Origin of the sequence: Bosea sp. 685 (assembly GCF_031884435.1) — a bacterium.
Lineage (GTDB): Bacteria > Pseudomonadota > Alphaproteobacteria > Rhizobiales > Beijerinckiaceae > Allobosea.
In genome coordinates this window covers 4605819-4623898 of the sequence record NZ_CP134779.1, presented here as the reverse complement: position 1 = coordinate 4623898, position 18080 = coordinate 4605819, and the positions used below count along the sequence as shown (strand labels likewise).

Annotated in this window: 14 protein-coding genes and 2 pseudogenes; 9 read left to right on the top strand and 7 right to left on the bottom strand. The window is 66.0% G+C overall.

Annotated elements, in window-relative coordinates:
* The first annotated feature begins 88 nt into the window (after positions 1-88).
* Both RMR04_RS22825 and RMR04_RS22820 read left to right on the top strand, forming a co-directional pair.
* Positions 89-793 carry a TerC family protein gene (locus tag RMR04_RS22825; RefSeq protein WP_311915910.1) on the top strand — a complete coding sequence of 235 codons (705 nt, stop codon included), beginning with the start codon at positions 89-91 and terminating at the stop codon, positions 791-793.
* 19 nt (positions 794-812) lie between these two features.
* A complete protein-coding gene (locus RMR04_RS22820) occupies positions 813-1553 on the top strand; it encodes a TerC family protein (RefSeq protein WP_311910744.1) in 741 nt (246 codons plus the stop codon).
* 8 nt (positions 1554-1561) lie between these two features.
* On the opposite strand, the gene RMR04_RS22815 is transcribed toward RMR04_RS22820, so the two are convergent.
* The gene (locus RMR04_RS22815) at positions 1562-2167 is read right to left on the bottom strand and encodes a 4'-phosphopantetheinyl transferase family protein (RefSeq protein WP_311910743.1); all 606 of its coding nucleotides are present in this window, start codon (positions 2165-2167) and stop codon (positions 1562-1564) included.
* A 374-nt stretch (positions 2168-2541) separates the two neighbouring features.
* Here RMR04_RS22815 and RMR04_RS22810 point away from each other — a divergent pair, with 374 nt between their 5' ends.
* From RMR04_RS22810 to RMR04_RS22800, 3 genes are all read left to right on the top strand, one after another.
* Positions 2542-3273 carry an AzlC family ABC transporter permease gene (locus RMR04_RS22810; protein ID WP_311910741.1) on the top strand — a complete coding sequence of 244 codons (732 nt, stop codon included), beginning with the start codon at positions 2542-2544 and terminating at the stop codon, positions 3271-3273.
* Positions 3260-3577, top strand: coding sequence for an AzlD family protein (locus RMR04_RS22805; protein ID WP_311910740.1), 318 nt, complete (start codon positions 3260-3262; stop codon positions 3575-3577). The genes RMR04_RS22810 and RMR04_RS22805 overlap by 14 nt, the downstream gene beginning before the upstream one ends.
* A 126-nt stretch (positions 3578-3703) precedes the next feature.
* Positions 3704-4570 carry a branched-chain amino acid aminotransferase gene (locus RMR04_RS22800; RefSeq protein WP_310152702.1) on the top strand — a complete coding sequence of 289 codons (867 nt, stop codon included), beginning with the start codon at positions 3704-3706 and terminating at the stop codon, positions 4568-4570.
* Positions 4571-4741: 171 nt separating this feature from the next.
* On the opposite strand, the gene murJ is transcribed toward RMR04_RS22800, so the two are convergent.
* Both murJ and RMR04_RS22790 read right to left on the bottom strand, forming a co-directional pair.
* The gene (gene murJ, locus RMR04_RS22795) at positions 4742-6268 is read right to left on the bottom strand and encodes a murein biosynthesis integral membrane protein MurJ (RefSeq protein WP_311910739.1); all 1527 of its coding nucleotides are present in this window, start codon (positions 6266-6268) and stop codon (positions 4742-4744) included.
* Positions 6269-6468: 200 nt separating this feature from the next.
* The gene (locus tag RMR04_RS22790; RefSeq protein WP_311910738.1) at positions 6469-7503 is read right to left on the bottom strand and encodes a glycosyltransferase family 2 protein; all 1035 of its coding nucleotides are present in this window, start codon (positions 7501-7503) and stop codon (positions 6469-6471) included.
* 254 nt (positions 7504-7757) lie between these two features.
* Between RMR04_RS22790 and RMR04_RS22785 the strand changes: the two genes are divergently transcribed.
* Positions 7758-8645: a ChbG/HpnK family deacetylase gene (locus RMR04_RS22785; protein ID WP_311910737.1), complete on the top strand. Its 888-nt coding sequence runs from the start codon at positions 7758-7760 to the stop codon at positions 8643-8645.
* 140 nt (positions 8646-8785) lie between these two features.
* On the top strand, positions 8786-10480 hold the full coding sequence (locus RMR04_RS22780; RefSeq protein ID WP_311910736.1) for a methyl-accepting chemotaxis protein: 1695 nt from the start codon (positions 8786-8788) through the stop codon (positions 10478-10480).
* 75 nt (positions 10481-10555) lie between these two features.
* On the opposite strand, the gene RMR04_RS22775 is transcribed toward RMR04_RS22780, so the two are convergent.
* Positions 10556-11155, bottom strand: coding sequence for a superoxide dismutase (locus RMR04_RS22775; protein ID WP_069690232.1), 600 nt, complete (start codon positions 11153-11155; stop codon positions 10556-10558).
* A gap of 308 nt (positions 11156-11463) precedes the next feature.
* On the opposite strand from RMR04_RS22775, the gene RMR04_RS22770 reads away from it, so the two are divergent.
* Positions 11464-12876, top strand: a complete 1413-nt coding sequence (locus RMR04_RS22770; RefSeq protein WP_311910735.1) for a hypothetical protein — start codon at positions 11464-11466, stop codon at positions 12874-12876.
* Here RMR04_RS22770 and RMR04_RS22765 read toward each other — a convergent pair.
* Positions 12877-15035, bottom strand: a pseudogene (locus tag RMR04_RS22765) (S9 family peptidase).
* 405 nt (positions 15036-15440) lie between these two features.
* Here RMR04_RS22765 and RMR04_RS22760 point away from each other — a divergent pair.
* Positions 15441-15857 (top strand): Ros/MucR family transcriptional regulator, encoded by a 417-nt coding sequence (locus RMR04_RS22760; RefSeq protein WP_069690235.1) that lies wholly within the window; start codon positions 15441-15443, stop codon positions 15855-15857.
* Positions 15858-16003: 146 nt separating this feature from the next.
* On the opposite strand, the gene RMR04_RS22755 is transcribed toward RMR04_RS22760, so the two are convergent.
* Together RMR04_RS22755 and RMR04_RS22750 are read right to left on the bottom strand one after the other, a co-directional pair.
* Positions 16004-16495, bottom strand: a complete 492-nt coding sequence (locus RMR04_RS22755) for an SRPBCC family protein (protein ID WP_311910734.1) — start codon at positions 16493-16495, stop codon at positions 16004-16006.
* A 119-nt stretch (positions 16496-16614) separates the two neighbouring features.
* A pseudogene (locus RMR04_RS22750) lies at positions 16615-17903 on the bottom strand (NAD(P)/FAD-dependent oxidoreductase).
* Between the last annotated feature and the right edge of the window lie 177 nt (positions 17904-18080).

Genomic DNA, 18080 nt, shown 5'->3' with positions numbered 1-18080 from the left:
AACAAGGAACTGGAGCGGCTGAGCGATCCCAATCGGGTCGCTCGACTGCCCAGTTCTCGAATTGCCGTTTCTGGAAGGGCTTGTCTTGATGGATTTCTCCTCGATTTCCTTCGTCGATCCTCTGATCTGGGGAAAACTGGCGGAGATCATCGCGCTCAACATCGTCCTCTCCGGCGACAATGCCGTGGTGATAGCGCTCGCCTGCCGGGCGCTGGCGCCCGCGCAAAGAGCCAAGGGCATCGCGCTCGGCGCAGGCGTCGCTGTGGTCTTGCGCGTCGTCTTCACCGTGCTGATCGCCTCGCTGCTGAACGCGCCTTTCCTGCATATCGTCGGCGCGCTGCTGCTGGTCTGGATCGCGGTCAAGCTGATCATCGAGGATGGCGAGAGCGACGAGGATTCGATCACGGCGAGCAGCAAGCTTTGGAAGGCGGTCCAGACGGTCGCGATCGCCGACATCGTCATGAGCCTCGACAATGTGCTGGCGATCGCCGCGGTCGCCAAGGATTCGATCCCGCTCCTGGTTGCCGGGCTGGTGATCTCGATACCGCTGATCGTGCTCGGGGCATCCTTGATCACGAGCTTGCTGACGCGCTTTCCGATCCTGGTCTGGGCCGGGGCGGGGCTGCTCGGCTGGGTCGCCGGCGAAATGTTCGACAGCGATCCCTGGCTCATCACCCGGTTCGGCGCCGATGCGCTGCACCGCCTCGAATATCCGGCCGCTGCCCTGGGTGCGCTTCTCGTGCTCGCCCTTGGCTATTGGCTGAAACCACGCCGGCCAGATCCGGCCCTCTGACACAGGGACTGACCGACCTATGGATTTTTCATCATCCCAATTCTGGGTGTCGTTGCTCCAGATCATCTGGATCGACCTGCTCCTGTCCGGCGACAACGCAGTCGTCATCGCGCTCGCCTGCCGCTCGCTGCCCGAGAAGCAGCGCAAGGTCGGCATCTGGCTCGGCGCCTCGGCCGCCATCGGCCTGCGCATCATCTTCGCGCTCGTGGTGACCTACCTGCTGCTGGTGCCGTATCTGAAGATCGTCGGCGGCGTGCTGCTGTTCTGGATCGCTGTGAAGCTCGCCATGGGCGAGGACGAGTCCCATGCCGAGATCGACGGCGGCACCTCGCTCTGGCAGGCCGTGCGCACCATCGCGATCGCCGATGCGGTGATGAGCCTCGACAATGTCATCGCCATCGCGGCGGCCTCGCGCGGACACCCCGAGCTCTTCATCTTCGGCCTGCTGCTCTCGATCCCGCTGATCATCATGGGCGCGCAGTTCCTCACCGCCATCATCACCAAATATCCAATCCTGATCTGGCTCGGCGCGGCCCTGCTCGGCTGGATCGCAGCTGAGATGATCCTGGGTGATATCGCCGTGCTGCAGTGGCTGCAGGCGAACATGCCGAGCTGGGTCAAGGTGGTGCCGACGGATGTCAGCGCCATCGGCATCGGACCGGCTGCGATGCCGCACTATGTCACCTCGGTCATCGGCGCCGCGCTCGTCTGCGCCGTCGCCTATGCCCTGAAGAAGAAGCCGGCCAACCAGCCGGGCTGAGATCTCATTCAACCGAGAACCACGATCGCGGCGGCCAGGCTCTCCTGGCCGCCGTTTTTCATGATGCGGCTCGTGCCCAGACACCGGGCCGATCGTTCCGGATCGCTGACGTTGAAGGTTTCCCGCGAAGCAAACGTGACTGCGAAACTCTCCGGCGCGCGGGCAAAGCCGGTGCCGAGCGCCTTCACATAGGCCTCCTTGGCCGCCCAGATCTGCGCGAAGGCCAGTGGCCGCTCCGGCTCGGGCAGGGCGAGCAGCGCCTTCCACTCCTGCGGATGCAAGGCCGCGAGCGGCGGCGTGGCCAAGGGCTCGACCCGCTCGACATCGACCCCGACGGGATGCTGCGCCAACGCCAGCGCGACGACGCCCGCCCGCGTCGCGAGCGAGAGATGCAGCCCCGCCCCGGCAGGCTGAGCCAGCAAGGGCCGGCCTCGTTCGTCATGCCCGATCGCGATGGCCTCGATCGGCAGGCCGAGCTGGGCGGCGATGATTCGCCGCGCCGTCTCGCGCCGCAAGGCCGAGCGCTCGGCGAGGTTGGCCGGGCTCGCGCCGGTCGCGATCAGCCAGGTCGCGGGCAGGGCAGGGGAAGCGATGGGAAAGGTCAGCCAGTGCATGGCGCGAGGCTAGCACGGGATTGGCTCTTGTCCCGCCCTGCGCAGGCCTCATGCGCGGCCGGTGCTGCCATCCGTTGACGGCGTCGGGCGTTAGAGGCTGTTAGGGACTCTGGGGATGATTTGACGCTGGCGATTTTGCGCGAATGCCAGGAGTTCGAGGACGCAAACCTTCCGGTTTGCTACGAAGAACGACGCCGCAGTCGCGCAAAATCGCCGCGCCCTGCGGGTGAGGTGAAAACGACGGAGCTGCAGCGTCGCATCGCTTGCCGATACCGATGGTATCGCCTGCGCAATGCTCCTCCCATCTCCGTCGTTTTGACCTCATCAAATCGTCCCCAGAGTCCCTAACAGCCTCTAAGGGTTCTTGAAGAGCCATGACCGCTTCACCCGAACCGACCTCGGAGCCTGCCCGCCCCTTGCTCACCATGCAAGGCATCCGCCTTGGCGTCCGCAAGGTCTCCGTGCTGCTGCCGGGCATCGTCGTTTTCGCGGTCGCCTTCGGCGCGGCGGCTGCGGCCAAGGGGCTGAGCCTGCTGGAGACGGTCATGATGAGCGCGCTGGTCTATGCCGGCGTGGCGCAGCTCGTGGCGATGGAGCTGTGGCGGCCGGAATGGAGCTGGGGGGCGATTGCGGGGCTTGCCGTCGTCACCGCGACGGTGAATGCGCGCATGGTGCTGCAGGGCGCCTCGCTGCAGCCCTGGTTCGCGCCTTATCCCAAGGCGCTCAACGCCGCGCATCTCTTTCTCTTCACCGATGCGAGTTGGCTGATCGGCGCGCGCTACCATGGCGAGGGCGGGCGTGATCTGGGCGTGGTCATCGGCGCTGGCATCGTGCTCTGGGTCGTCTGGGTTGCGACGACGATCCCGGGATATCTGCTCGGCGCGCTGGTGGCCGATCCGCGCCAATACGGCATCGATCTCGTCATGCCGATCTTCTTTGCCGCGATGATCGTGCCGCTCTGGCGCGGCAAGCGGGCGGCCGTGCCCTGGGTCGTCGCGGGGCTCGTCGCATTGGTCACGGCGAAGCTGATCGACGGCTATGCCTTCATCATCGTTGGCTCGCTTGCCGGCGCACTCACAGGGGCGTTCAGCGATGACCCTGCCTGATCCCGGCCCATGGGGCGCGGCTTTCGTCATCCTCGCCATGATGCTGGCGACCTATCTCTGCCGCATCTCCGGCGTGATCATGATGGGCTTCATTCCGCTGACGCCGCGCGTCCGGCGTGGGCTTGCGGCGCTGCCGGGCTCGATCGTGGTCGCGACCGTGCTGCCGCTGATCGAGCGACTGGGTTTCACTGCGGCACTCGCACTCATCGCGGCGATCGGCAGCATGGTGCTGCGGCGCAGCGAGTTGCTGGCCTTGGCGGTCGGCATGGCGACGGTCTCAGTGGCGCGCGCGCTCGGCTTCTGATCGATCACCGCTTCCGATCGCTTCCATCACATCCCGTCATCGCTTCGCGGCCCGCGCCATGTTGACGCCGACGATCTCTGGGCAGACGGTGTCTGTCAGCAAAACTGACCAAATTGGAGCGCCGCTATGGCATGGTATTCTCAGACGTGGAGCTGGTTCGACGGCGCCTGGCACGAAGGCAACCCCGGCCTAGTGGGTCCGCGCAGCCATGCGCTCTGGCAGGCCTCTTCGGTCTTCGACGGCGGCCGCTATTTCGACGGCGTCGCGCCCGATCTCGCCGCCCATGCCGCCCGCGTCAACCGCTCGGCCGTGGCGCTCGGCCTCAAGGCCACGGTGACGCAGGACTTCATCATCGAGAAGACGCATGAGGGCGTGAAGAAGTTCGCCCCCGGCACGGCGCTCTACGTCAAGCCGATGTATTGGGGTGAGGCCGACGGGCCCTCGACCATTATGCCCGACCCGGATTCGACGCAGTTCTGCCTCTGCCTGTTCGAGGCGCCGATGCCGCAGCCGACCAACGGTTTCTCGGTGACGCAAGGCGCGTTCCGCCGGCCGACCATGGAGACGATGCCGACCGACGCCAAGGCCGGCTGCCTCTATCCCAACAACGCCCGCATCCTGCGCGCCGCCAAGGCCGCCGGCTTCGACAATGCGCTGGTGCTCGACATGCTCGGCAACGTCGCCGAGACCGCGACCTCGAACATCTTCCTGGCCAAGGACGGCGTCGTCAGGACGCCGGCTCCCAACGGCACCTTCCTGAACGGCATCACCCGCCAGCGCGTCATCGGCCTGCTCAGGCAGGACGGCATCCCCGTCGAGGAGATGAGCCTGCGCTACAGCGATTTCGAGCAGGCCGACGAGATCTTCATCTCGGGCAACTATTCCAAATGCATGCCGGTCACCCGCATCGACAACATCACGCTGCAGCCCGGCCCGATGTTCCGCCGCGCTCGCGAGCTCTACATGGACTTCGCCCACACCAAGGCGGCGTGAGATCGTCTCACGGCCGGTCGTTTATCCTCGGAACTGCTGTGTCATCCCGGGCGACCGAAGGTCGTCCCGGGATCCATCGTAGGACTCCGGAACACTACGATGGATCCCGGAGCTGCGCCGCTGGCGCGGCTTGTCCGGGATGACCGTGGTTCCGGATCAAATGGACGAAAGCTAACGCAGCAGCCTGGCGAGCCTGCTGAGCTTGAGCCCCGATGCTGCGATCGCGAGATAGATCGCCGCCGCCACGGCTCCGACGCAGGCGAGCGCCGCGAGCCTGGGCTGCAGCGGAAACCAAGCCGTTGCAGCGAGCAGGGATGGCGCAGAATAGCGCGCCGCCAGCCCCGCCAGAACCGCCGCCAGCACGACGATGGCGGCAAAGCCCGACAGCCCCCGCGCCGGCCGTGTCCAGCCCTTGCGCAGGCCCAGGACGAACAGCGCGCCGACATTGATCCAGGCGCCCGCCGCGGTCGCCAGCGCCAGGCCCGGCGCGCCCCAGTCGCGCCAGAGCAGCAGTTTCAGCGCGACATTCCCAGCGATGGCCGCCAGCGAGACCAGCATCGGGGTCGTCGTGTCGCCGCGCGCCTGGAAGCTCGAAACCTGGGTGCGGATCATCACGATGGCCGGCAGCCCGATCGCATAGGCGAAGAGCACGGCCGCCGCCGCCTGGCTCGCGGCAGCATCGAAACGCCCGCGCTCGAACAAAGCAGAGACGATCAGGTCGGGAACGGCGAGGAATGCGGCCGCGAAAGGCGCGGCCGCGATCAGCGTCAGCGCGACGGCCCGGTTCTGCGCCCTGTCGGAGCCGGCGACGTCGCCGGCCGCGAGCAGGCGACTCATCGTCGGCAGCAGGACCGTGCCGACGCCGATGGCGATGACCCCGATCGGCAACTGGTAGAGGCCGCCTGCGTAGTAGAGCGCCGAATAGGCGCCGGCCGGCAGCAGCGAGGCGATGATCGTGTCGGCGAAAAGCGCGATCTGGACACCGGCCGAGCCGATGACGGCCGGCCCGAACGCCTTCAGAAACGCCTTGACGTCGAGATCGACGCGCGGTCGCACCACGACTGCGGCGACATTCGCCCGGCGCGCTGCGAGCGCCAGTACGAGCCATTGCAGGAAGCCGGAGATCACCACGCCCCAGGCGGCGGCGTAAGCCGCATTGGGGAACAGGAACGCGATAGCGAGCGCCGCGACCAGGCAGAGATTGAGCAGGATCGGCGCTGCCGCCGCCGCCGCGAATTTGTCGATGGCGTTGAGGTTGGCCGAGAGCAGCGTCACCAGCGTGATGAAAAGCAGATAGGGGAAGGTGATCCGCGTCAGCGAAACCGCGAGTTCGAAGCGCTGCGGATCATGGGCGAAGCCGGGCGCGAGCAGGCGCACGATTTCGGGCATGAAGGGCAGGGCGAGCCCGAGCAGGACGATCTGGACGATCAGGTTCAGGGTGAAGACCCTGTCGGCGAAGAGCGCAGCGGCAGCCTGGCCGGCCTGCTGCCTGACCCGGGCATAGGCGGGGATATAGGCCTGGTTGAAGGCGCCTTCGCCGAAGATTGCGCGGAAATGGTTGGGCAGGCGCAGCGCGACCGAAAACGCATCCATCAGCGGGCCGGCGCCGAGCACAGCCGCCAGCACGATATCGCGCACGAAGCCCGAAAGGCGCGAGAGCAGCGTGAAGCCGCCGACGGAGAGGATTTTTCTGAACATCAGGCTGTGACGATCCGGCGGGCAACCATCGCGCGGTCGTCCCGGGCGTAGCGAAGCGGAGACCCGGGATCCATTCCTGAACCTTTCCGATTGGCGTTCCGGAATGGATCCCGGATCGGCGCGGCTGAAGCCGCTTGTCCGGGATGACGGCGCGCTCCCCGAAACGATGCTGCCTTCTTTCCAGATCGCCCGCCGCGCGTCTAGCGGATCAATGGCGGCAGGGCGTCGCCGCGCGGATGGTCGACGGTGCGGGCGTCGAAACCGACACGCTCACCGATCAGATAGAGTGGCCGGCGCTTCACCTCGGCGAAGATGCGCCCGACATATTCGCCGATCATGCCCAGCGAGATCAGCTGGATGCCGGAAAAGAACATGATCGAGACGATCAGCGACGGGAAGCCGGGCAGGTCGGTGCCGAAGAAGACCGTGCGCAGCAGGAAGAAGGCGGCCGAGAGCGTGGAGATGACGGCGATCACGACGCCGGCCCAGGTCGCGATCTTCAAGGGCACGGTCGAGAAGGACGACAAGCCGTCGAAGGCGAAGCTGAACAGCTTGCCGAAACGGAACTTGGTCTCGCCATGCTGGCGCTCGGCGACCTCGAACGTCACGCCGATCGAGGGAAAGCCGACCCAGGCATAGAGCCCCTTGGAGAAGCGCGCCCGTTCCGGCAGGGCCCGCAGCGCGTCGACCACCTTGCGGTCGAGCAGGCGGAAATCGCCGGCGCCCTCCGGCAGTTCGGTTTCGCCGAAGCTCGCGAACAGCTTGTAGAACGCCCTGGCGAGATTGCGCTTGAGGGCGCTCTCGCCGGCTCGGCTGGCACGCTGGCCGTAGATGTTCAGGAAGCCGGCGCGCCATTTCTCCAGGAAGACCAGGATCGTCTCCGGCGGATGCTGCAGATCGGCGTCCATGATCACGACTGCGTCGCCCGAGGCATGGTCGAGCCCGGCCGCGATGGCGATCTCCTTGCCGAAGTTGCGGCTGAACGAGACGGCGCTGATCCGGGGATCGCTGGCGCTCAGCAGCTTCAGCACGGACAGCGTGCCGTCGCGGCTGCCATCGTCGACGCAGACCAATTCCCAGGACGAGACCGCACCCGCCAGCACCGTCTTGAGCCGCTCGACCAGGATCGGCAGATTGTCTGCCTCGTCATGGACGGGCACGACGATGGACAATTCCGGCCGGCCGGCCCGGGCGCGCGGGGCTTCCGAAGGGGGGATGGGCGACGTCTCGGACACGAACATAACCTCTCACGCGCAGATCTGGACAAGCGCTTGCTCGACCAGGACTTGCTCGACTCGGACTTGCTCGGCAAGGGCTTGCTCGACGAGGCTTTGCGGCTCGCCGTCCGACGAGGGGTGACGCTTTCCGCACAGAACCGTAAAGCTGGCGCGCTCACAAGGGCGGTGAGAGCGAGCCCTGCCGGCCTCCGACTCGATTAATCCGGGCCGGCTCGCCGCGCGGCCCTTATCCGATCGCAGATGAACCAGGGATGACAGACGAGATGACGACCGGCTTCGTTCTCTGCGCCGACGACTTCGCCCTGACGGAGGGGGTCAGCCGCTCGATCCTGTCCTTGCTCGAGGCCGGCAAGCTTTCCGCGGCGGGCGCGATGACCAACCGCCCGCATTGGAAGTCCTTCGCCGGCGCGTTTGCGGCGCAAGCGGGCAGGGCGGATCTCGGCCTGCATCTGAACCTGACCTGCGCCGCCCCGCTCGGCGCTATGCCGCGCCTGGCCGCCAACGGCGTCCTGCCGAAGCTGGGCGATTTGGCGCGGGCCGGGCTCCTGTCTGGCGCGGCGCGCGGGGAGATTGCCGCCGAGATCGCGCGCCAGCTCGATGCCTTCGAGGACGCGATGGGGCGCGCGCCGGATTTCCTCGACGGGCACCAGCATGCCCATGTCCTGCCCGGGGTGCGCGGCGCGGTGCTGGCGGCGCTGCAGGGGCGCTACCGGGAGGGCGCGGTCTATCTGCGCGATCCCGCCGACACGGCCGCCGCGATCCGCCGGCGCGGCGTCGCGACCAGCAAGGCGCTGGTCATCGCCGGCCTGGCGCGGGGCTTGAGGCGATCGGCCCTGAAGCGCGGCATTCCGGTCAATCGCGGCTTTTCCGGCGTCTCGCCCTTCGATCCGGCTCGCGACTTCCGGGTCGATCTCGCGCGCTTCCTGGTCGCGCCGGGGCCAGCTCATCTCGTCATGTGCCATCCGGGCTTCGTCGACGAGGAATTGGTGGGGCTCGATCCAGTCGTCGCGACGCGGCCAATGGAGCATGCCGCGCTGATGAGCTTCGTGCCGCCCCCGGGGCTGGCCATGGTCCGTTTCTCGGAACTGGGCCTTACCCCGCGCTCGCCGGCTGCCATTGATCCTGCTCTCGCGCTTTGATGAGAGCCGGCTCGGCCGGCGAACAGCGTTAAACCTCTCCTTCACGCAAGCTATTCTTTACCTCGTTCCTTCATGCTGCGTGTTTGGGGATCGCAGTCGGTTGCGCGCCTAGCACGCGACAGCGGGGAGACATCTGCGCAATGAAGTGGTTCAAGCGGGCCGGCATGGCGGCAACCCCTGCCCAAGCGCTCGCGACCAGGGAAGGCGTCACCCAGTCGCTGGGCAGCCAGATCGCCGGTGCGGCGGTGGCTCTCGTCGCGATCGCCATCGTTTTCGTCGTGGTCGCCGTCGCGCGCTATAACGACACCAAGACGCGCGGCGACCTCGAACAGAAGATGACGGCGCTGACCACCATGGTCGTCAATGCGTCGCCGGCGCTGATCCTGGCGCGCGACACCACTACGCTGGGCTACATCCTGGAATCCCTGCGGCGCGATCCCGATTTCGATTCCGGCATCGTGGCCGATGATCTTGCGATCCTGGCGGGCGCTGGCCGCACCGAGGAGGCGCGCCTCTCCCTGACACCGCGCGCGCTGGCCGCCGCGCTCGGCCGTGCGCCCTGGGACGTCATGGCGGGCGTGACCTCGACCGAGATCGAGGACCAGACCTATGTCACGAAGCTGCATGTGGTGAAGGTCGGCGGAATCCAGAAGCAGATCGGCTATATCGCGGTCCGCTTCGACAAGACGCGCCTGGTGGCCAGATCCAACTGGGAGCAGGTCGCAACGATCGGCTTCGGCATCGCCATACTGCTGGTCCTGGGGCCGCTGCTCTGGATCTCGCTCTCGCGCACCATGAAGCCGCTGAAAAGCATGACGCGGGCGATCGTCAGCATCTCCGACGGCAAGCTCGATACGCCCATCGACGCACTCGGCCGGCGTGACGAGATCGGCGCCATCGCTCATGCGCTCGGCATCCTCAAGGTCCGGCTCGGCGAGCGCGCGGTCCTGCAGGAGAAGCAGCATGTCTCGGAAACAGAGCGACGCCAGCACCAGCAGCGCGTCGATGAGGCGATCGCGCTGTTCCGCGCCGAGGTCGGCGTCGCGCTGGAAGCCTTCAAGAGCAATGCCGACCGGATGAGCGAGGCCTCCGACGGCCTTGCCCGCGTGGCGGCGGAATCCTCAGGGCGCGCGGCGCGTGCCGCGCAGAACTCGCAAGGGGCGTCCGTCAATGTGGAGAACGCCGCCCAGGCCGCCGAAGAGATGGGCGCGGCCATTCGTGAGGTCGAGTTCCAGGTCCGGCGTGTCCGCGCCGAGATCGTCGAGGCAGCCTCCGTCTCGCGCGATACGGCAAGTTCGGTGCGTGCGCTCGACGAGACGGCACGCGCCATCGGCGAGGTGGTGAACCTGATCCGCGACATCGCGGCCCAGACCAATCTCCTGGCGCTGAACGCGACCATCGAGGCGGCCCGTGCCGGCGAGGCCGGGCGCGGCTTTGCGGTCGTCGCCGCCGAGGTCAAGAGCCTGGCTTCGCAGACGGCTGATGCCACCGACCGCATCGTCGCGCAGGTCGGTGCCATCCAAGGCGCGACCGGCGAGGTCGTCGGTGCGATCCAGAACATCGCCGAGCGCATGGGCGCGATCGAGAGCTTCGCCAATTCGGTCGCGACCTCGATCGAGCAACAGGCCATCGCGACGGGCGAGATCGCCAGCGGCGTCGCCATGGCGAGCTCCTCGGCCCTGTCGGTGTCGAGTGATCTGAGCGTGCTCGCGGACAGCGTCGAGGAGACCGGCCAGTCGGCGGAGCAGGTCAGGGGCGCGGCGGGAGAGGTCGCGGCCCAGGCTCTGCGCCTGCGCGCCACGGTCGACCAGTTCCTGCACAGCGTCGCCGCCTGAGCAGGGTTTACCCTTGCCTACAAAAACGGGGCCCGCGAGGGCCCCGTTTGCGTGATGTCTCAGGCTTCGAAGGCTTCAGGCCTTGGCGCCGTCATAGAGCTCGGCGACGTAGTCCCAGTTCACCAGGCTCTCGAGAAAAGCCTTGAGATAGTCGGGACGGCGGTTGCGGTAGTCGATGTAGTAGGAGTGCTCCCAGACGTCGACGCCCAGGATCGGGGTCGCGCCATGGACCAGCGGGCTCTCGCCGTTCGGGGTCTTGGAGATGGCGAGCTTGCCGCCCTTCACTTCCAGCCAGGCCCAGCCCGAGCCGAACTGGCCGACGCCGGCGGCGACGAAGTCTTCCTTGAACTTCTCGACCGAGCCGAAGGAATCGACGATCGCCTTCTCCAGCGCGCCCGGCAGCTTGCCGCCGCCATTGGGCTTCATCCACTTCCAGAAGTGCAGGTGGTTGTAGTGCTGGCCGGCATTGTTGAACACGGCCGGGTTCTTGCCAAACGAGGCCTTGACGATCTCCTCGAGCGACTTGCCCTCGAATTCGGTGCCCTTGATCGCGTTGTTGCCGTTGGTGACATAGGCGAGATGATGCTTGTCGTGGTGGAATTCCAGCGTTTCCTTCGACATGAAGGGCTGGAGCGCGTCATGGGCGTAGGGCAGATCGGGAAGGGTAAAGGACATTGTTGCCTCTCCTTGGGCTGTCAAATCGCTTGAACTGAGAATGGCTTTCCGGTGAACGGTTTGAGCCGGGACGCCTTGGTGGAGCGGCCCGCCATTCCATACGTTAGTTAAGCCTCCGCCTCGCCATGGGCAACCGCTTCAGCCGGGGACTGGGCCATGTCTTGAGAACGGGCGCGCCTCATTGACGCCCGATTCATCGTCCTATCCGGGCGCGTTATCGAAACTCTCTCTTATTCAATGTGTTAGAAGATGGCTGGAATGCCTGTGCCATCGTCGGCCATTTTGGCCGTCTTGTCAGGAACGCTGCATTGATCACGATCTTCATCTTGCTGGGCCTTGCTTTCCTCGGTGGCGGCGCTGCGGCCATCGTCGACGGCTGGCCCTATCTGGTGCTCGAGCGCGGTTTCACGGAGGTGATCATCGGTGCGATCGCCGCGACGGCCGGGCTGCTCATGCTCATGCTGTCCTATGTGCTGGTCGAGATCCGCCGCGTCAGGACGAACCTGTCCAACGCCGTGCTGGCGGCCTCACTCGCTTCGATGGCCGGCGGCGAGTCGGTTCGCGCTGAAAGCGCTGCACATCGGGGGCTGGGGGCTGCGGGGGCGGTTGCGGGGCTTGGCCTGGCGGCAGGAGCCGGCGCGGCCGTTCTCGCCAGCAGCGCGGCGCACGCGGCGCAGTCGGGCGTCTCGCCTGAAGCGGAGCCGGTCGCCGAGTATGAGCCTGATTTCTTCGGCGAGCTGCTGGCGCATGAGGCAGCGTCGTCGTCGGCGGCGGCAGAGGCTGCAAGCTTGGCTCCATTTGACGCGCCGAAAGCGGCCGAGCCGTCGGAAGCGGAACCCGTGGCGGCTGAGGAGGAAGCAAAGGAGCCTGCTCCCGAGGCGGCGGATGCGGACAAGGCCGAAACGACCGCTGAAGCTGCAGCCGAGCCATTGCAGGCCAAGGCCTCGATCGAGACCGAGGCCGAGCCGCACGGTTCCGCGCAGAGCGATCTCGAAAGCTCTTTCGAGGAGTTGCTGCATTGGCCGGAGCCAGAGCCGCGATCCCACGAATCCGCCGCTTCGAGCATGACCGGGCTCGATGACGAGTTCGGCGCCTTGCGTGACAGCCTGTCCAAGCGCCTGCAGCTCGGCGAGCCTGACGCGGGCTCCGCACCGGCCGAGACGCAGACCCCGCTATCGGCAGTTCGCGATCCCGAAGCGATCGAATCCGCCGCGGCTTGGATGGCACCACCCTCGCGAAAGCACGATTCCTGGTTCCCCGATGATGGCGATGCGCAGGGCCATGATGATGCGCATGATTTAGCCCCGACTCCGGCCGAGGCGCCGCAGATCGAGGCCGAGCTGCCGCCATGGCCGCCTGTGACGCATGGTGTCGACGTGCCGGCGCAAGAGCATGAGCACGGGGCCGAGCCGGCCGCGGCGAGCGAGGCGCCCGAAGACGAGGCCGGCGAAGATAATGCCGCATCAGTCAGGCCCAGCCAGGAAGCTCCCGGCCAGGACGCTCCCGGCGAGGAAGCTCCCGAGGAGGAGGCTTCCGCCGCCGCGCCGCCGGCGGCCTCGGAGGAGGGCATCGTCGGCGCCTATCAGGTCGGCGACGCGCATTTCACCATCTTCGCCGATGGCTCGATCAAGGCGCGCACGCCCGATGGCGACTACAACTTCGCCTCGATGGACGAGCTGAAGATCTATCTCGCCAGCGAGAAGAGCCGCCTCGGCGTCTGATCAGGCCTCTGGATCTCCCGCCTCTTGCCCACCCGCCTTGGGCCAAGCTTCTCCGACGGCCTGGATCGCGAAGGCATAGGAGAGGGCGGTTTCCTTCAGGGAATCGAAGCGCCCGGCCGAGCCGCCATGGCCGGCCTCCATATTGGTGTGCAGCATCACCGGGCCACCGCCCGTCATGGTCGCGCGCAGCCGCGCCACCCATTTCGCCGGCTCCCAATAGGTCACGCGCGGATCGGTGAGGCCGCCCATCGCCAGGATCGGCGGATAGACCTGGGCCTTGACGTTGTCATAGGGCGAGTAGCTGCGGATTGTTTCGAAGGCTGCGACATCACGGATCGGATCGCCCCATTCCGGCCATTCCGGCGGGGTCAGCGGCAAGGTGTCGTCGAGGATCGTGTTGAGCACGTCGACGAAAGGCACCTCGGCGAGGATGCCGGCGAAGAGGCTCGGAGCCATGTTGGCGACGGCGCCCATCAGCATTCCGCCGGCGCTGCCGCCCTGCGCCACGATGCGCCCGTGCGCCGTGAAGCCCGCCTCGGTGAGCGCCTCGGCTGCGGCGATGAAATCGGTGAAGGTGTTGGTCTTCTTGTCGCGCTTGCCGTCGAGATACCAGCGCCAGCCCTTGTCGGTGCCGCCGCGGACATGGGCGATGGCGTAGACGAAGCCGCGATCGACCAGGCTCAGGGGCCGCGTCCGGAACGAGGCCGACATCGCCGAGCCATAGGAGCCATAGCCGTAGAGCAGGCAGGGCGCCGAGCCGTCGAGCCTCATATCCGCCCGATGCAGCAGTGAGATCGGCACCTTGGCGCCGTCTTTGGCCGTCGCGAAGATGCGGCGCACGCGATAGGCCGCCGGGTCATGGCCGGACGGCACCTCCTGGCGTTTCAGCAGGCTGCGCTCTCCGGTCGCCATGTCGTAATCATAGGTCTCGGCCGGCCGCGCCATCGAGGCGTAGATGAAGCGCAGGCTGTCGGTCTCGAATTCATACCCGGCGTCGAGGCCCAGGCCATAGGCCTCCTCATCGAAGGCGATCTGGCTCTCGCTGCCGCTGGCGAGATCGCGGATCACGATGCGCGGCAGGCCCTCCTCGCGCTCGAGCCGGATCAATCGGCCCGCGAGGCAGAGATGGCTGAGGATCAGCGTTCCCTGCCGGTGCGGCACGAGATCGCGCCACTGCTCGGGCCCAGGCGAGGCGAGGGGGCGGTGACGATCTTGAAGTCCTCGGCGCCGTCAGTATTGGTCAGGATCAGGAACGCGTCGCCGTGATGCTCGACGCTGTACTGGCGGCCGAGCTGGCGCGGGGCGATCGTCACCGGCCGTGAATCGGGCAAAGCGAGATCGACGACCCGGATCTCCGAGGTCTCGTGATCGCCGATCGAGATCAGCAGGAAGCGGCCCGACTGGGTTTCGTCGATGTCGACGAACATGCCGGCATCGCTTTCGTCATGCAGGAGTTCATCGCTCGCAGGATCCGTTCCAAGACGGTGCCGGAAGACCTTGGACGGCCTGTGGTCGGCATCGAGCCGGACATAGGCGAAGGCGCGTGAATCGCGCGCCCAGACCATCTCTCCGGTTGTATCGTCAATACGGTCTTCCAGGTCCTGGCCCGTAGTGAGATCGCGGACCCGGATGCTGTGCAGCTCCGAGCCGGCTTCGTCGGCGCTCCAGGCGAGGAGGCTGTGGTCGGGGCTGTGGCTGGCGTCGCCGAGATCGAAGAAATCCTTGCCATCGGAGAGGGCATCGGCGTCGAGCATGATCTGCTCGCGGCGGTTTCCGCCGTTGCCTTTGCCCAAGTCTTCCTTTCCAGCGTCATCCTTGCCCGTTCTAGGCTTGCGGCAGATCAGCGGGTGTTCGCCGCCCTTGCGGTAGCGCGAATAATACAGGAACGGGCCGTCAGGCTGCGGCACGCTGGCGTCGTCTTCCTTGATCCGCCCGCGCATTTCCTTGACGAGCGCGCGCTGCAGCGGGCGCGTCGGGGCCATCTGCGTCTTGCAATAGCTGTTTTCGGCTTCGAGATAGTCTCGAATGTCCTTCGGCAGCGCGTCGGGATCACGCAGCACATCTTTCCAATTGGAGGCGCGCAGCCAGCCATAGTCGTCGCGAAGTTCCACGCCGTGGACGGTCTTCGTCTGCGTACGGATCTCGGCTCGCGGAGGCATGATTCCCCGTCGCGACGAAGACGTTAAAATGTTTTCTGAATATTTCGCTGCGCTCATTGAAGGCACCATGATCCCCTGTCGCCGATGACTGGTAGAGATGGTTGTCATATCTGACAAGACAACCATGACGAGCGCTAATGCACGTGCCTGCACAGTGCCGAGCGGCACTGCATTTAGGCCTTCTGCGATATTGCTTGCCTGCGATCGTATTCGCGCTGCCTCATTCACTTGCGGTGTCGTTGAGTATCGACTACATGACTATCTGATCGTTCCGCTTGTGATGATTCCATGGCTGCAGGTTCTTGACCAACCACCGGCCATTGTCAGCGTAGGCATCAGCGCCTTGACCGGCGTGGGCGATCAGGCAAGGCCTTGGTCCAAGAACATATAAGGAGTGATGCTACCATGACTGATAATGACGGTTCGGATTTCATCGAACTGACGGCTGATATCGTATCGGCCTATGTCTCGAACAATTCTGTTCCTGTGTCCGAATTGCCTGCTCTGATCAGTGATGTGCATGCTGCGCTGAGCCGCGTTGTTGGCGGTGCCGCTCCGGTCTTGCCGGCCGAGGCGCCCAAGCCCGCGATTCCGGTCAAGAAGTCGATCACGGCCGATTATCTGATCTGCCTTGAGGACGGAAAGAAGTTCAAGTCGCTGAAGCGGCATCTGCGGACGCAATACAATATGTCCCCGGAGCAGTACCGCGAGAAGTGGGGCTTGCCGCCCGATTATCCGATGGTCGCCCCCAACTACGCTGAAGCGCGCTCGCAGCTCGCCAAGAAGATGGGCCTCGGCCAGCAGCGCCGCAAGCGCCGCTGAGACGCAAGCGCTGCTGAGACGACACACGGCAGCGGGCCGGTTGCCCGCAGGCGCATGGCGCTCGCCCAGGAATTCAGAAGGCCGCCGGCTTGCCGGCGGCCTTTTGCATGCCGGCATTGGCGAGGCGAGCGCGGTGAAGATGGGAGTTATATTGCAGCGCCTTGTTCCACGACGCGTTTCAAGATCGGCAATGTCGAGCGCCAATAGAACTCGACATGCCTGAAACCCGATTCAGGCCCGATGGACCAGTCCTTGCCATGACGAAGCGGCGACGGCGGCACGTCCTGCTCGACCTCGAGCAGAACCTGGTCGCCTTCCGGCACGATCTTGAACGTGACCGTGGAGTAGGATGACCGAACATCCGGAAGGCCGGAGATGCGTGACCAATAGGCGTATTGCAGCAGGTCGTATGGCTCGACGCGGGTGACGCGCCCTTTGTCCCTGTAGCGCTTTTCCCCGATCCTCGCCGTTATCGCGATCGGGCTGCCGATTTGCCAGTCGGTCTCGAAGTCGGCGTTGCGCCATGTCTCCCCGGCCCAGGAAGCTACCAGGGCAGCCCAGACCTTCCCAGGGGCTGCGGCGATGCGGATCGATTGATGAACCGTGTGACGATTTCTTTGGGGGGCGTCTTCGGCCATGACTTGCGGATTCTTCGTGGGCGTGAGCTCATAGAGGCCGGCATATGTCGAGAAAATAGCCGGATCGACCCTGGCGATCGATACAAGGCCTCATCGGCGTTCAGCCTGAACGGATACATTCAGGGCGTCCGTCGCTCGCGCCACCAGTCGGCGAACTGATAGCTCCAATAGGTTGCCTGGACAGCGGCCGTACCGAAAGGGCCGCCGTTCCAGACGAGGCCGAAGGGCTCGAACAGGGTGTGGCGGTCGCTTGTGTCCAGAATGCCCTCTGCGACGACGCGCCCGCCGATTGCCGTCGTATTGAGGCCGTGCCCGCCGAAGCCCATGCAATGCCAGACACCGGGCCCGAGCCGGCCGATCTGCGGCATCAGATGCCGCGCATAGGACATCAGGCCCGACCAGGCCATCTCGATCTTCAGCTCCGCAAGCTGCGGATAGGTCGCGATCATCGTCCGGCGTAGCAGCGCTGCGAGATCGCGCGGCTCGCTGGTCCGGGTGGTGATGCGCCCGCCCCAGAGCAGGCGCTGCCCGTCCTCGACCAAGCGGTAGTAATCCCCCGCGCGGCGGTCGTCGCTGACGGCGGCGCGCGTGCCGATGATCTGCGCCAGCGCATCGGGCGCGGCTTCGGTCGTCAGCACATAGGTTGCGATCGGCAAATGGCTGGCGCGCAGCTTCGGCACCAGCCCGTCGGTGTAGCCGCCGCAGGCAATCACGACATTCTTCGCTGTGACCGATCCACCCGCGGTGGCGACACGCTTCTGCGCACCCGACAGATCGGCCGAGACGACGCGGGCATCCTCGATGACCAGCCCGCCCAGCGCCTCGATAGCGTCGGCGAGTGCGCGGGCGTAGTTCAGCGGATGGATGTGAAAGGAATTGGGATCGAACAGCGCCTGATGATAGCTCGGCGAGCGCAGCACCTCGCGAACCTGTTCCCGGGGCCAGAATTCCACGTCGTAGCCGAAGTCGCGCGCCAGCCGCTCTGCAGTCCGCTGCAGTCTGTCGCCACTGTCGTAGCGTACGGCGGCGATCTTGCCCGGAAGGGGGCGACGCTGTCCGTTACGCGAAGGTCACGGATCGTGTCGGCGACGATGCGCATGCCCTCGATCGAAAGCCTGTGCAGGGCGCGGGCCTTGTCCTCGCCGATGGCACCGGCGATCGAGGCGTAGCCGCGCGAATAGCCCGTGCCGACGAAGCCGCCATTGCGCCCCGACGCGCCCCAGCCGACGGCTTGCGCCTCCAGCACCGCGACCGAACGCCCTGCGCGGGCGAGCTCGTACGCGCAGGTCAGCCCGGCCAGCCCACCGCCGACGATACAGGTCTCGACCTCGACAGCTCCGCGCAGGGGAGGCCGGTCGTGCCTCGTTGCAAGGGTACGGGCATAGAAGGTGTCGGGATAGCTCGGCATGAGGGTGCCGGTGCTCCTGTCGCGGGAGGGGACCGCTCAGGCGGCCGGGCTGCGGTCGTTGTCGGTTTCGAGGCGGCACTCAAGGACCCGGCTGTAGGGGTCCATGTCATGACTGACCACGACATTGACCGCCGCCGCGAAGGCATAGCATTCCATCGGATGCTCATATCGACGAAA